This is a genomic window from Streptomyces sp. P5F9, from assembly GCF_057961495.1.
Genome location: NZ_JBXVPZ010000241.1, coordinates 1 through 14,623, shown reverse-complemented (window position 1 = coordinate 14,623; position 14,623 = coordinate 1). Strand labels below are relative to the sequence as shown.

Below are 14,623 nucleotides of genomic sequence, written 5' to 3'. Positions count from 1 at the left end.
GTCGGGGGGATCGATGCGTGGGAGATGGTGCGCGGGGGTGGTGTGCGCGGTGCTGCTCGCCGCCCTGACGACGGGCTGCCAGGCCGCGAAGGGTTCCGGATCGGGCGAGGGTGACGGCCGGCTCGGCGAGAAGGCGGCCGCGTCGTCCGCGACCACCCGGCCCTCCGGCCACGGCGCGGTGTTCCTCGCCGTCGACGAGTGCAGTTCCTTCGGCACGACGAGTTTCACCGAGGCGCCGTGCACCAGCGAGCGGGCGGCCGCCCGGGTCATCGCCCGCTACGACGGTGACGTGAGCGCCGGCCCATCCTGTCCGGCGACCACCGACTTCGTGCTGCACATCAGCGCCCAGAGGCCGTCGGGCGCGGGCGGCGACGGTGTCGTACCCAAGGGCTACGCCTGTATGCGGAACCTGGAGCCGCCGCACCCCGGTGACCCGGGCGGCGGGGGCGGGCCCCGCACGGTCGTCGGGGACTGTGTCTACGGCTCGGGCAGCGGGCAGGTCCGGGAGACCGCGTGCGACGGATCGGGGCCGAAGAAGCCGCAGTACAAGGTGGTCAAGGCCGTGCTCCGGCGCGCGAGTTGCCCCGCGTCGACCGCCCTGTACGTCCAGCTCGGCGGCGAGCAGCCGGTGGGCTGCGCCCGGCCGGTGTAGTCGGGTGACCGTCAACGGCCGGGCGCGGTAAGGGCGTTACGGCCGGAGTGTCGGCTCGCGCCGCACGTCCTGCCGGTCCAGCCTCGCGTCGTACGACGCCAGTGGCTTCGCCTGGGCCGTGGTCGTGGCCGGGACGCCGGCCCAGGCCAGGATGCGGGCGGTGGCCAGCGCCTTCTGGTCGGCGGTCAGGCCGGCGACGTTCGCGCCGTGGTTCAGGCCGGGCGCGGTGAAGACGTACGAGTCCTTCGAGCCCTTGCCGACGGCGAAGCGCTCGGCGCCCCACGGGTCGTTCTGGCCGTAGACGAAGAGCATGTGGTCGGCGTGGTGGCGGACCCAGCTGTCCACGTCGCGCATGGCCTTCGGCTGGAATGTCATCGGGATGGAGCGGGGGACGAAGTCACGGGGCGGCTGGTAGCCGTAGCGGAGGTACTTCTTCTCGATGTACGGGAACTCGATGGTGGGGGCGCCGAGTTGGGTGCCCGCCTGGTAGTAGTACGGGGTGTACGGGTCCAGGCCCTGGTCGGTGTAGAAGGAGAAACCGGAGATCGTGTCGACCGAGGTCCAGATCTCGTCGTCGGTGGCGGTCGCCGCGTCGGCGGGGATGGTGTCGCAGTCGGAGAGCAGGCTGTACTGCCAGAAGCCCCAGACGTAGTCGAGGACGACGGCTTCGTAGGCCTTGTCCAGGCTGCCGACGGTGGTGAAGGTGAAGCCGTTCTCGGCCGCGTACGCCGCGTACTTCTTCTCCAGCGAGTCCCTGCGCACCAGCGCCTCGCGCTGCACGGCGTCCAGGCGGTCGCGGCACTCCTTGGTGCCGACCTTCGTGAAGAAGCGGTCGTAGGCCGAATCCTCGTTGTTCACCACGTCGTTGGGGGCGACGTAGGCGACCACGCCGTCCATGTCACGCGGGTAGAACCGCTCGAAGTACGTGGCCGTCATACCGCCCTTGGAGCCGCCGGTGGCGATCCAGTTCTTGGTGTAGATCGGCTTGAGGGCCTTGAAGACGCGGTGCTGGTCGCTGGCCGCCTGCCAGATGTCGAGCTTGGACCAGTCGGCCGGGGCGGGCCGGGACGGCGTGAAGTACCGGTATTCCAGGGAGACTTGGTTGGCGTCCGCGATCCGGGTCGGTTCACTGCGACTGGGGTTCGTCGAGACGTTGTAGCCGCTGGTGTAGAAGACCGTCGGGCGCGAGACGTCCTTGTGCAGCACGGTGATCCGCTGCTGGAAGGTGCCCTTGGACGGGTGCCGGTGGTCGATCGGCTGGGTGTAGTTCAGGACGAAGTAGCGGTAGCCGGTGTACGGCTTCTCCTGGATCAGGCTCATGCCGGGTATCGCCAGCAACTGGTCCTTGATGTCCGCGACTTGACCGCTTCGGCCGGCCTGGGCGGCGGTGGCCACCCCGGCCGTGCTCAGCGTGCCTATGAGCACGGTGAGCGCCAGCAGCCATCTGAGCGCCTTGCGCATGCAGTCTCCCCTGTGAGGCAGTTGTGAACGGGAAGCTATCGGAGCAACTCCCGTCACACCAGGGGTGGTTGTGCGCTTACGGCGCTGACCAGCGGCTCAGCAGAGGATCCAGCCCGAGCTGACCGACCCGCCGCCCACCACGCCCTTCACCAGGACGCACCGGTGGCCGGCGTGCACGGTGACCGGTCCGGCCCGGCGCGTGTACCGGCCCTTGTCGACGACCGGCCGGCTGCCGCGCGCCTGCACGCTGACCGACATCGTGCGCCTGGCGCCGGGGGTCTTGGGGACGGTGTACGCGCAGACGTAGTCGCCCCGGCGGAAGACATGGACGGTGCCGGTGGAGAAGGGCAGCGTCTCCACCTCCCGCCCCGGGCAGACCGCGGCCGCCTGGGCGGTGCCGGGGGCGGCGAGCGCGAGCAGCCCGGACGTGCTGAGCACGGCCATGCCGAGCGCCACCCGCCGTCGTAGCGCACCCATGTCCACAGTCATCCCTCCCGCACAGCACAGCAGCCGAACAGCGTACTGATGTACGGACGCAAGACGTATGTCGCATGGTTGCGCGACCCTCAGCGGGGGGCGGTGACCTGCTCTTCCGCCCCCGGCGCACCGACGAACGTCTGCCACAGGTCGGCGTAGTACCCGCCGAGCGCGAGCAGCTCGTCGTGTGTTCCGTCCTCGACGACCGCCCCGTGGGCTGAACCTCCCGATGCCGCTCTCGCACCGCTCGGCCCTGGCGGGCCTCCCGGGCTTCGAGACGGCGGCCGGACTCCGTCCGGCGCTCGGTGTGGCCGTAGGCCCACGCGGGTCAGGCGGCGGCCGCGGGCGCGTCCTCCCCGACGAAGTTCCGCCACAACTCGGCGTAAGTCCCTCCGAGCTGCAGCAGCTCGTCGTGCGTGCCGTCCTCGACGATCGCCCCGTGGTCCATCACCACGACCCGGTCCGCGCGGGCCGCTGTCGTGAGGCGGTGGGCCACGACGAGGGTGGTGCGGCGGCCTGCGAGGCGGTCGGTGGCCTGGTTCACCTGGGCTTCCGACGCCAGGTCCAGGGCGGCTGTCGCCTCGTCGAGGAGGAGGATGTCGGGGTCGACCAGTTCCGCTCGGGCCAGGGCGATCAGCTGGCGTTGGCCCGCCGAGAGGTTGCGGCCCCGTTCGGCCACCTCGTGGAGGTAGCCGCCGTCGAGTGTGGCGATCATCTCGTGGGCGCCGACCGCGCGGGCCGCCGCCTCGACCTCGGCGTCGGTGGCGTCGGGACGGCCGTAGGCGATGGCGTCGCGGACGGTGCCCTGGAAGAGGTACGCCTCCTGGGGGACGACGCCCAGGTGGTGGCGGTACGACGTGATGTCGAGGGCGCGGAGGTCGGTGCCGTCGACCGTCACCCGGCCGCCCGTCGGGTCGTAGAAGCGGGCCACCAGCTTCACGAGCGTCGACTTGCCCGCGCCCGTCTCGCCGACGAAGGCGACCGTCTGGCCGGCCGGGATCGTCAACTCGACGCCCCCGATGGCCTCTTCGTCGTCGCCGTACGCGAAGTGCACGTCCTCGAAGGCGATGTCGCCGCGCAGGGAGAGGACTTCGAGCGGTTCGTCGGCCGCTCGGGTAGACGTCGGTTCCTGGAGCAGCTCCTGGATGCGGCCCAGGGAGACGGTGGCCTGCTGGTAGCCGTCGAAGACCTGGGAGAGCTGCTGGACCGGGGCGAAGAACAGGTCGATGTAGAGGAGGTAGGCGACCAACGCACCTGTCGTGAGGGTCGCGTTGTCCACCCTTCCCGCACCCGCGATCAGTACGGACGCCGCCGCCACCGACGACAGCAGCTGTACGAAGGGGAAGTAGATCGAGATCAGCCACTGGCCCCGGGTACGCGCCGCGCGGTAGCTGCTGCTGCGCTCGGCGAAGCGCCGGCCGCCGTCCTTCTCGCGCCGGAACGCCTGCACGATGCGCAGCCCGGACACCGACTCCTGGAGGTCGGCGTTGACCAACGACACGCGCTCACGGGCGAGTTCGTACGCCTTCACGCTGGCCCGGCGGAAGAAGAAGGTCGCGATGACCAGCGGGGGCAGGGTCGCGAACACGACGAGCGCGAGCTGTACGTCGATCACCAGCAGGGCGACCATGATGCCGAAGAAGGTGACGACCGAGACGAAGGCCGTGACCAGCCCCGTCTGGAGGAACGTGGACAGCGCGTCCACGTCCGTCGTCATCCTCGTCATGATCCTGCCCGTCAACTCCCGCTCGTAGTAGTCGAGTCCGAGGCGCTGGAGCTGGGCGAAGATCTTGAGGCGGAGGGTGTAGAGGACCCGTTCGCCGGTACGGCCCGTCATGCGGGTCTCGCCGCGCTGTGCCACCCACTGGACGGCCACGGCGACGAGGGCCAGCAGCGACGCCGACCAGACCGCGCCGATCGCCATCTTGGTCACGCCCTGGTCGATGCCGTGCCGGATCATGACCGGCAGCAGCAGGCTCATGCCCGCGTCCACGGCGACCAGGCCGAGGCTGATCAGCAGCGGGGCGCCGAAACCGCGCAGCAGTCGCCGCAGGCCGTACGAGTCCTCGGCGCGGACCGCGCCCGCCTCGTCGATGTCGGGGGTGTCGGTCGCCGGGGGCAACGCGTCGACCTGGGCGAGGAGTTCGGGCGTCGCGGGCATCCCGGACAGCGCGGTGTCCTTGGGCTCGCGGTCACCGGTCCACAGCCGGGGTGTGACCCCGCGCTCGGCGTCGAACTCCGCGTCCAACTCGTCGCGTACGGAGGTGTCTTCGGCCGGTGCGGCGGGGAGGGCGTGACCGGGTGAGACGCCGCCGAGTTCGTCGGGGTCGGTGAGGAGGCGGCGGTAGAGCGGTGAGCGCTCCTGGAGTTCGTCGTGCGTGCCGATGTCGGCGAGGCGGCCCCCGTCGAGGACGGCGATGCGGTCGGCGAGGTTGAGGGTGGAGCGGCGGTGCGCGATCAGCAGCGTCGTCCGGCCCCGCATGACCTGTTTCAACGCCTCGTGGATCTCGTGCTCGACGCGCGCGTCCACCGCCGAGGTCGCGTCGTCCAGGACCAGCAGGCGCGGGTCGGTGAGGATCGCGCGGGCGAGGGCGACGCGCTGGCGCTGGCCGCCGGAGAGGGTGAGGCCGTGCTCGCCGACCGTCGTGTCGTAGCCCTCGGGGAGTTCCCTGATGAACCGGTCGGCCTGGGCGGCGCGCGCGGCGGTGAGGATCTGCTCGTCGGTCGCGTCGGGGCGGCCGTAGGCGATGTTGTTGCGGACCGTGTCCGAGAAGAGGAAGGAGTCCTCGGGGACCAGGCCGATCGCGGCGCGGAGCGAGTCGAGGGTGAGTTCGCGGACGTCGTGGCCGCCGATGAGGACGGCGCCGTGGGTGACGTCGTAGAAGCGCGGGAGGAGGAGCGAGACCGTGGATTTTCCGGAGCCGGAGGAGCCGACGACCGCGACGGTCTCGCCGGGGCGGATCTCGAAGCTGAGGCCGTTGAGGACGGGGCGCTCTTGGTCGTAGCCGAACGAGACGTCGTCGAACTCGACCGTGGCCGGGGCGTCGGCGGGGAGTTCCTTGGTGCCGTCCGTCAACGACGGCTCGGTGTCGATGAGTTCGAGGACGCGTTCCGTGCCGGCGCGGGCCTGCTGGCCGACCGTGAGGACCATCGCCAGCATGCGGACCGGGCCGACGAGTTGGGCCAGGTACGTGGAGAACGCGACGAACGTGCCGAGCGTGATGTGCCCGCGCACCGCGAGCCAGCCGCCCAGCGCCAGCATCGCGACCTGGCCGAGGGCGGGGACGGCCTGGAGGGCGGGGGTGTACTTGGCGTTCTGGCGGATCGTGCGGAGGCGGCCCGCGTAGAGCCGGCGTCCGACCTCCCTGAGCTTTCCGGTCTCCTGGTCCTCCTGGCCGAAGCCCTTCACCACGCGTACGCCGCTGACGGCGCCGTCGACCACACCGGCTACCGCGGCGGCCTGGGCCTGCGCGTACCAGGTGGAGGGGTGCAGCTTGCTGCGGCTGCGCCGGGCGATGAAGCCGAGGGCGGGGGCGACGGCCAGGGCGATCAGGGTCAGCGGCAGGGACAGCCAGGCCATGATCGCGAGGGAGATCACGAAGAGCAGGACGTTCCCGATGGTCATCGGGAGCATGAAGAGCAGGCCCTGGATCAGCTGGAGGTCACTGGTCGCGCGGCCGACGACCTGGCCGGTGGACAGCTCGTCCTGACGGCGGCCGTCGAGGCGGGTGATCGTCCCGTACATCTCGGTGCGGAGGTCGTGCTGGACGTCCAGGGCGAGGCGGCCGCCGTAGTAGCGGCGGATGTACGTCGAGACGTAGACGAGGAGGGCGGCGACGATCAGGGCGGCTGCCCAGGGGGCCATGGAGCGGGTGTGGCCGGTGATCACGTCGTCGATGATCACCTTGGTGACCAGCGGGACGAGGGCGGTGACCGCCATGCCGGCCAGGGAGGCGCCGAGGGCCAGGACTACGTCCTTGGGGTAGCGCCAGGCGTATCCGGCGAGCCTTCTTGCCCAGCCCTGGGTCTGCCCCGGTGTCTCCCCCTGTTTCGCTGCCACGCGGTGCCTTCCGTTCGCCCCTGATCTGCTGGTCTTCCGGAAGGCACCAACGCGGAATGAAGCGGATTTCATCCCTCCGCAACAAAGCGCTCCGCTGGGTTCGGCCGTCATCACAGTGCAGGCCTGCTGTGGCTGGTCGCGCAGTTCCCCGCGCCCCTAAAAGATGGGCGTTGGCCGTACCCGGAACTAGCTAGCCCCCGCGGCCCCTAAAAGGCGGGGGTTACTCGTACCCGGAGGTAATAGAAGCGGGTCGTCTGGACCGCGTTCTGGTTGTCGTCGCTGACCAGCAACACCTTGTAGGTGCCCTTCTCCCTCCCCGTGATCGCCATGCCCTCGATGTTGTCGAGGAGGGGGTTCGGCTGGGGCTGCTTCGCTGTGGCGCCCAGGGACGGGCAGTCGGCGATGTCGGCGAGGAGGGTCTTCTTGATCAGGTGGACTCCGGACTGGCCGGTGAGGGTGTCGATCTTGCTGGTGTCCGTCGCGTGGCGGGGGTCGGCCAGGTAGAGGCGGACGGTGTTGCCGACGCCGCTGGTGAAGCCGCGCTCCAGAACGAGGAGGCGGCCGTCGGGCAGGGCCTGCACCTCGGGGACGCCGAGGAAGGAGGCGTCCGGCTTGTACGCGTACTGCGCGGCCGGCTGGAAGTGGTCGTCCTTGGTCCGGGTCCAGGTCTGGAAGCGGACGTCGCCCGAGGTGTCCCCGGCGATCGGGTACTCCATCGACGCGAGGAGCGTGTGACCGCCGGGCAGCAGGGTCAAGCCCTCGAAGGTCTGGTTCGACACAGCTCGGCCCGCCGGGGCGACCAGGAGCGAGGACGGGACCGGGAGGCGGTCCAGGATCTTGCCGTCGGCGGAGTAGCGGCGGATCGACGGCTCGGTCTCGGAGGTGATCAGGCGCGTGCCGTCGCGGTCGATGGCGAGGCCCTCGGAGTCGAGCGCGGCGCCGTTCTCGTCGGCGAGCGGGACGACACGCTTCGGCTGGAGCGTCTTCGCGTTCAGATCGAACAGCGAGGAACGGTCCTCCAGCGCGGCGATCGAGCCGTCCTTGTCCACGGCGAGCGCGGAGAAGTTGCCGACGAAGGTGCCGTCGTACGTCGTCTTGTCGAGCGCGTCGGAGAAGCGGTCGATCGAGACGGACGACGAACAGGCGTTGGCGGTACGGGAGTTGCCGGCGTTCGCGGGCCCGGCGGCGGCGGTGAGGCAGGTGGCCGCCGCCAGGCCGGCGGTCGCGGTCGCGAGTACGGTTCTCAGGCGCATGGGCGTCACCGTAGGACGGGTGGGTGACGTGCGGGAGACCTGCCAGTTAAGCGAGGTCCCTGTGAACCGGTCAGGCGAGGTCCTTGTGGATCGCCTTTGCGACGCCCTGGATCGTGGTGATGCCGTAGCTCATCGTGCTGTTGTCCTGGGTGAGCACGGACATCATGTAGTCGTGGCCGCCGCCGTTGAAGGTGCCCAGGCTGTGCACGCGCCAGCCGTGCGTGGAGCGCTGGAGCCAGCCGTTCTTGACGTGCACGGTGACGCCGGCGGGGGCTCCGGACGGGGTGCCCCAGCGCTGGCTGGAGATGACCTGGTTCATCAACTTCAGGATGTACGCACGGGAGTTGTCGCTCAGCACCGTGTTCTTGGCGGTGACCAGCTTGAGCAGCTTCTGCTCGTCGGTCACGGTCTCCTGGGTCAGGCCCCAGTAGTTGTTCGCGCCGGGCTTGGTCTGGGTCATGCCGGCGGCGGACAGGAAGCCCTTGATCTTCGTCAGGCCCAACTGCTTCCACAGGGTGGAGGTCGCGGTGTTGTCCGACTTGGTGATCATGGCCTTGGCGAGCGTCGACTCCCGCGTCGTCAGCGTGCGGTTGTGCTTCTTCGCGTCCCACAGCAGCGTGGCGAGGACGGTCACCTTGACGGTGCTGGCGGAGTCGTAGGCGCTCGTCGCCCGCAGGGTGCAGGTGGTCTTGGTGGTGCGGTCGTAGAGGCCGACGGCGACGGTTCCCTTACGGGTCGCGAGGGCCGCGGTGATGTCCTTCTTCAGCTTGGCGGCGAGGCCCGCCTTCGCCGACGTACAGCTGACCGTCGGGGTGGCCGCGGCAGCGGGCGTCGCGGCGGCCAGCACGGGTATGAGGACGCCGGCGCCCACGCCGACGGCCACCGCTCTGGCTCGGCGGGATGTCCAAAGAGACTGAGTCATGCCTGAGTTGACTCACAGGAAGGCATGAAAGGTTGTACGGGTTGGGGAACGGTTGTACGAAGCGTTACCCCACCCTTTGCGAATTCACAGCCGGCCGCCAGGTTCGGCACAGCAGTCACCCACCCTGCTTTCGCACGATGCGTGGGTGACATCTGCCACCGATCCACACCCCCACACCGAACCCGCGTCCGCCGACTGGCCGCCGCCGGCCCCACCCGCCGACGCTCCGCCCGAGAAGGCGCCCCGCTGGTCGCTGCCCGCGCTGATCGCCGTCATGGTGCTCGCAGCGGTGCTGTACTCCTGGAACCTCTCCGGCTCCAGCCTCAACAGCTTCTACAGCAGCGCCGTCTACAGCGGCACGCAGAGCTGGAAGGCCTGGTTCTTCGGCTCGCTGGACGCCGGAAACTTCATCACGGTCGACAAGCCCCCCTTCTCCCTGATGGTGATGGGCCTGTCGTGCCGGATCTTCGGCTTCGGCACCTGGCAGATGATGCTGCCGGAGGTCGCCGCCGCGCTCGGCACGATCTGGATCCTGCACTCCTCCGTGAAGCGGTACTTCGGCCACGTGGCCGCGACGATCGCGGCCCTGGTCCTCGCCCTCACCCCCATCACGGTCGCCATCAACCGTGACAACAACCCCGACACCCTCCTCGTCCTGCTGATGGTGGCCGGCGCGGCCCTCGGCCTGCGCGCCGTGCGCACCGAGAAGCTGCTGCCGCTGATCGGCTCCGCGGCCTGCTTCGGCTTCGCGTTCAACACCAAGCTCCTCCAGGGCTACATCGCCCTGCCCGCCGTCTTCGCCGTGTACCTGTTCGCGTCGAAGCTCGGCTGGAAGAAGAAGGCCGTCCAACTCGCCCTGGCCACGGTCGCGTTGGCCGTCTCCAGCTTCTGGTGGGCCACGGCCGTCTCCCTCGTCCCGGCCGCGGACCGCCCGTACATCGGCGGCTCGACCGACGGCACCGCCTGGGACCTGATCATGGGCTACGACGGCTTCGGCCGCGTGTTCGGCGGCGAGGGCAACGGCGGCGGAGGCGCGGGTGGTGGCGGAGGCGGCGGTACGTTCGCCGGCACCGCGGGCCTCGGCCGTATGTTCAACGACATCCTCGGCGGCCAGATCTCCTGGCTGATCCCCTTCTCGGCCATCGCCCTGATCGCCGGCCTGGTCCTGGTCGGCCGCGCCCCGCGCACCGACGCGACGCGCGCCGCGCTGGTCATGTGGGGCGGCTGGACCCTGCTGCACTACGTCACGTTCAGCATGGCCCAGGGCACGATGCACCCGTACTACACGACCGCGCTCGCCCCGGGCATCGCGGCCCTGTGCGGTGGCGGCGGCGTGCTGCTGTGGCGCGCGTTCCGCAGCGGTGACGCCCGCTGGTCCTGGGTCCTGCCCGCCGGTCTCGGGGTCACCGGGATCTGGGCGATCGTCGTCCTTCGCCGGGCCTCCGGCTGGAACACCTGGCTGTGGCCGACGATCGGCGTGCTGATGGTTCTCGCGATCGTGGGCCTGTTCGTCTTCCGCTCCGGCAACCGGACCCGGCTCCTCACCGCGTCCATCGCGGCGGCGATCATCGCCGCGCTCGCCGGTCCGACGGCGTACGCCGTGACCCCGGCCGCGTCGAGCGGTACGGGCGGCGGCATGGGCGGCTCCAACCCGACGGCGGGCCCGTCCACCGGCGGCGGCTTCGGCGGCGGCGGTGCGCCCGGCGGCAACCGGGGCGGCTTCGGCGGCGAGCGGGGCGGCGAGATGGGCGGCGGCGCCCAGGCCGGCGGCGAGGCTCCCGGCGGGATGACCCCGGGTGGCGGCGGCACCGGTGAGGTACCGCAGGGCGGCGGCGCACCGAGCGGGGCGCCGAGTGGCGCGGCCGGCGGCGCGACGGGCGGCCAACAGGGCGGTACCACCGGGGAGTTCCCCGGCGGCGGTACGGCTCCTGGCGGTACGGCCTCGGGCGGCACCGGTACGGCTCCGGGCGGCGCCACCGGCGGTACGCGCGGCGGCTTCGGCGGCGGGGGCGGCATGGGCGGCACCACGTCCAGCGCGCTCATCTCGTACCTGGAGAAGAACCAGGACGGCGCCAAGTGGCTGCTCGCGGTGTCCAATTCGCAGAGCGCGGGCCAGCTGATCCTCAGCACCCACAAGCCCGTCATCTCCATGTGGGGCTTCACCGGCTCCGACAAGGCGATGACCCTCGCCAAGCTCAAGGAGCTGGTGAAGAAGGGCGAGTTGCACTACATCCAGCTCGGCGGCGGCGGGATGGGCGGCAACAGCTCCCTGAACACCGAGATCACCGCGTGGGTGCAGAAGAACGCGACGGCGGTGAAGGAGAGCGCGTACGACAAGAGCGCGTCGACGGAGACGAGTTCGAGTTCTTCGACCTCCACGACCAGCACGTCGACGCTGTACCGGCTGGACCCGTCGGACGTGAAGTGACACCGACGTAGGCGACAGCGAACGGCCAACGGCCCCTGACCTCACGGTCGGGGGCCGTTTTGGCATGCCGACCTGCCACGCCACGCTGTCAACTCGCGTAGACACAGGGCAAATTGTCGCGTCAGGTCACCGGATCGACACGTCCCGTTTATTTACTCGACCGCATGAACATGTCACGCTCCCGATTGCCGCCCCATTCAACCCGCGTAGATGGGACACTCTTTATGCTTGGGACACGGATCCACCGCTGGAAATCGGTGGCGTTGACGACCGCCGCCGTCCTGGTCGGCCTCGCCGCGCCGGCCCTGACCGCGACCCCGGCGTCGGCCACGACCACTGCGTACGACGCGACGTACTACAAGAACGCGGTCGGCAAGACGGGCACCAGCCTCAAGTCCTCGCTGCACACGATCATCAGCAGCCAGACGAAGATCTCGTACTCCGCGGTCTGGGACGCGCTGAAGGCCACCGACCAGGACCCGAACAACAGCAACAACGTGATCCTGCTGTACAGCGGTGTCTCCCGCGCCAAGTCCCTCAACGGCGGCGACGTCGGCGACTGGAACCGCGAGCACACCTGGGCCAAGTCCCACGGCGACTTCGGCGAGGTGACCGGTCCCGGCACCGACCTGCACCACCTGCGTCCCGCGGACGTCCAGGTCAACAGCATCCGCGGGAACCTGGACTTCGACAACGGCGGCAGCGCGGTCACCAACGGCGGCGGCAGCACCGTCGACTCCGACTCCTTCGCGCCGCGCGCGGCGGACCGTGGTGACGTGGCCCGCATGATCCTCTACATGGCCGTGCGCTACGAGGGTGACGACGGCTTCGCCGACCTGGAGCCCAACGAGAAGGTCGGCAACGGCAGCAACCCCTACATGGGCAAGCTCTCCGTCCTCAAGGCGTGGAACGAGGCGGACCCGCCGAGCGCCTTCGAGGAGAAGCGCAACGAGGTCATCTACAGCACGTACCAGCACAACCGGAACCCGTTCATCGACCACCCGGAGTGGGTCGAGGCGATCTGGTAGGCAGCGGTGCCGGGTCGGGCTCCTCGCGATCCGCGGGGAGCCCGATCGTCGACACGCCTGTACAGCTTCGCGATCAGATTTCCCACGCCGGCCCGGCGCCCGCGGGGCTGCGCCACCAGGGCCCCACGTCCACCCGCGAGCCACTTCGCCCACCACGTGTCCATTGCCTTCAGAGACACCTGGAACACCGCGGCAACATCCTCAACATCCTCGCGCTCCCGCCCCGCCGCCGGCGCGGCCACCGCCCGCATGCGAAGCGCCTCCTGCGCCGACGGCGACAACTGCCGCGCAGCAGGGGCCGGGATGATGGCCACCGACGCCCGCTGGCATAGTGCCCGCATGCTTCGACGGGTACTGATCACCAGGCGCCGCCTTTCCGCCCTGACGGCCTGCCTTGTCGCCGTTCTCGCCTCGGTGGCGATGCCCGCGATGCCCACGATCCCCGCGGTGGCCGACGACTCCGGCCGGGTCTCCCTGCGGGTCGAAGTCCCAGCGGCCTTCCGGATGTACAGCGCCGACGAGGGTGCCGAGGCCGCGAACAGCGACTTCGGCGTCCCTGTCGCCGTGGAACGCAGTGACGCGGGCCCGGCCCGCGACGTCAGGGTCACCGTGGACACCTCGGGGTTGGACGGCGTCGCCCGGGCGGGCAAGGGCGGCGGTGGGAACTGCACCCAGGATGGCCCGGTGTTCACCTGCGCCTACGGCGACGTGCAGAACGGTGACGGCGAGTCCAACAACCCTTTCACCCTCAACGGCGTGGACGGCGTCGAGCCGGGCGACAGCGGGACGCTGACGTACACCGTTGTCGCGGACAACGCGGCACCGGTGACCGGGACCACCCGGATGACCGTGGTCGGACCTTCGCTCCACACCCCGGCGGACGACGAGTCGGTGAAGGCGGTGGCGCCGGGCGCGTCCCGGAACACGACGCCCCGGTTCGCGAACCACAGCGGTTTCACGGCGGAACAGGGTGTCGCGCTCCGTATCTCCGTGGACGACGGGCTGCTGCTGACCTCGCGCCCCGACAACTGCTACTTCGACACCTCCTCCACCGCGGCGTGGTGTGAGTTCGCCACCAAGGCCGCACCTCACACGGCCTACCGCACCAGTGCCCCGGTCCGCTACACGGCCGCCGCCGGAAAGCTGCTGGGCACCCTCTCCTACACCTGGTCGTCCGAACCCGAGCGCCCCGCCGAACTCACGGTGCGCGGTACCGAACCCCCGCTGACCCTCACCAGGACGGCGGACCGCGGCCTCACCGGCGACACCGGGTACGTCAAGGCCACGACCACCGTGCAGGTCGACTACCAGCCGGTGACCGCGACCGTCCGAGGCCGGGTCGGCGACACGGTGACCGTCCGGCTGGGGGTGCGCGACAACGGACCCGGACGGCCATTGAGCGCGGAGACACTGGGCCGCTTCGAGGTGGTGCCGCCGGAAGGCACCACGGTGACCTCCATCCCGTACACCTTCGAGGACGACGGCGGCGACTGGGCGTGCGCACGGCCGAAGAAGCACGGCGGGGCGTTCGTCTGTGAGATCGGCTACGACGGGTTCTCCGAGGTACGGCACGAAGGAGGGACGACCGTCATCGGGTTCAAGATCCGCATCGACCGCCAGGTCCCCGGCGCGAAGGGCACCATACGCACGTCCAACCCGTTCGACCGGACCCCCCGCAACGACCAGGCGGTCATCCCGCTGGCCGCGTCCCCCGGACTGCACGACAGCACGGCGATCTGGACCGCCGTGTCCGCCGCGGGGATCGCCGTGATCGCCACCCTGGCGATCGTCCTCCGGCGCCGCCGCAACAGCGCCGCCGCCGGCGCGAACTCCTGACAGCGCCACGCACCGTCCGCGCCGACCCGCGCCGTACACATCCGCTGCTCGTCCCTGCTCCTGGCCAGCCGGTTCCCCGGCGCCAGAACCCACTACGACCGCGGACGCGCCCATGGCGACCGACACATTCCCGCACTGCACAAGGTCTCCGAGGTTCCGCTGCACGTGCTCCCAGCAGTCGAACAGCGCGCTCTCAGCCTCGACGCGAACCTCCGCAGTACCGCGGGGAGTTCAACCACTCCGATCGAGTCGGGACACCGTTCGCCCCCGGCGCGGCAACCACCGCGCAACGGCATGCGTCCCGACCGTGGCCACCACGGCGAACGCCAGCCCCCGTGCCACATCACGCGACCGCACGGGACGCAGAACACCGGCCCGCCGCAACCGCCCGCGGGCCCACAACGTGAACGGGATGACGACCAGCGACCGTAGCGAACCCCCGCCGGTCTCGATGGACTCCAGCCGCCGCAGTCCGGGAACTTGCCCCCATGCCCACCCCGGCACCG

The 14,623-nt window shown here is 70.3% G+C and carries 9 protein-coding genes and 1 pseudogene; 4 read left to right on the top strand and 6 right to left on the bottom strand.

Going from position 1 to position 14,623, the window contains the following annotated elements; genetic code table 11:
• Positions 1-13 precede the first annotated feature (13 nt).
• The gene (locus AC31A1_RS31160) at positions 14-652 is read left to right on the top strand and encodes a hypothetical protein (RefSeq protein ID WP_489656528.1); all 639 of its coding nucleotides are present in this window, start codon (positions 14-16) and stop codon (positions 650-652) included.
• Positions 653-688: 36 nt separating this feature from the next.
• Here the strand turns inward: AC31A1_RS31160 and AC31A1_RS31155 are convergent, their stop codons facing one another.
• From AC31A1_RS31155 to AC31A1_RS31135, 5 genes are all read right to left on the bottom strand, one after another.
• The gene (locus tag AC31A1_RS31155) at positions 689-2,113 is read right to left on the bottom strand and encodes a S28 family serine protease (RefSeq protein WP_489656526.1); all 1,425 of its coding nucleotides are present in this window, start codon (positions 2,111-2,113) and stop codon (positions 689-691) included.
• Positions 2,114-2,209: 96 nt separating this feature from the next.
• Positions 2,210-2,596, bottom strand: a complete 387-nt coding sequence (locus tag AC31A1_RS31150) for a hypothetical protein (protein WP_489656527.1) — start codon at positions 2,594-2,596, stop codon at positions 2,210-2,212.
• 322 nt (positions 2,597-2,918) lie between these two features.
• Complete coding sequence (locus tag AC31A1_RS31145) at positions 2,919-6,650, bottom strand: ABC transporter ATP-binding protein (protein WP_489656525.1); 3,732 nt, start codon at positions 6,648-6,650, stop codon at positions 2,919-2,921.
• Between the two features lie 206 nt (positions 6,651-6,856).
• Entirely contained in the window at positions 6,857-7,903 is a 1,047-nt protein-coding gene (locus AC31A1_RS31140; protein WP_489656524.1) for an esterase-like activity of phytase family protein, read from the bottom strand.
• Between the two features lie 70 nt (positions 7,904-7,973).
• A complete protein-coding gene (locus tag AC31A1_RS31135; protein WP_489656523.1) occupies positions 7,974-8,825 on the bottom strand; it encodes a serine hydrolase in 852 nt (283 codons plus the stop codon).
• Between the two features lie 145 nt (positions 8,826-8,970).
• Here AC31A1_RS31135 and AC31A1_RS31130 point away from each other — a divergent pair, with 145 nt between their 5' ends.
• The 3 genes from AC31A1_RS31130 to AC31A1_RS31120 all read left to right on the top strand — a co-directional run bounded on the left by AC31A1_RS31130 (position 8,971) and on the right by AC31A1_RS31120 (position 14,117).
• A complete protein-coding gene (locus AC31A1_RS31130; RefSeq protein WP_489656522.1) occupies positions 8,971-11,253 on the top strand; it encodes an ArnT family glycosyltransferase in 2,283 nt (760 codons plus the stop codon).
• A gap of 224 nt (positions 11,254-11,477) precedes the next feature.
• Complete coding sequence (locus AC31A1_RS31125) at positions 11,478-12,281, top strand: endonuclease I family protein (protein ID WP_393755876.1); 804 nt, start codon at positions 11,478-11,480, stop codon at positions 12,279-12,281.
• Positions 12,282-12,620: 339 nt separating this feature from the next.
• On the top strand, positions 12,621-14,117 hold the full coding sequence (locus AC31A1_RS31120; protein ID WP_489656521.1) for a hypothetical protein: 1,497 nt from the start codon (positions 12,621-12,623) through the stop codon (positions 14,115-14,117).
• A 231-nt stretch (positions 14,118-14,348) separates the two neighbouring features.
• Here the strand turns inward: AC31A1_RS31120 and AC31A1_RS31115 are convergent.
• Positions 14,349-14,623, bottom strand: a pseudogene (locus AC31A1_RS31115) (hypothetical protein); the annotation flags it as partial.

Excerpts from the sequence above, each read along its gene's own strand:
- AC31A1_RS31155 (WP_489656526.1), bottom strand. The coding sequence starts at position 2,113 with ATGCGCAAGGCGCTCAGATGGCTGCTGGCGCTCACCGTGCTCATAGGC.
- AC31A1_RS31125 (WP_393755876.1), top strand. The coding sequence starts at position 11,478 with ATGCTTGGGACACGGATCCACCGCTGGAAATCGGTGGCGTTGACGACC.
- AC31A1_RS31120 (WP_489656521.1), top strand. The coding sequence starts at position 12,621 with ATGCTTCGACGGGTACTGATCACCAGGCGCCGCCTTTCCGCCCTGACG.
- AC31A1_RS31140 (WP_489656524.1), bottom strand. The coding sequence starts at position 7,903 with ATGCGCCTGAGAACCGTACTCGCGACCGCGACCGCCGGCCTGGCGGCG.
- AC31A1_RS31135 (WP_489656523.1), bottom strand. The coding sequence starts at position 8,825 with ATGACTCAGTCTCTTTGGACATCCCGCCGAGCCAGAGCGGTGGCCGTC.
- AC31A1_RS31160 (WP_489656528.1), top strand. The coding sequence starts at position 14 with ATGCGTGGGAGATGGTGCGCGGGGGTGGTGTGCGCGGTGCTGCTCGCC.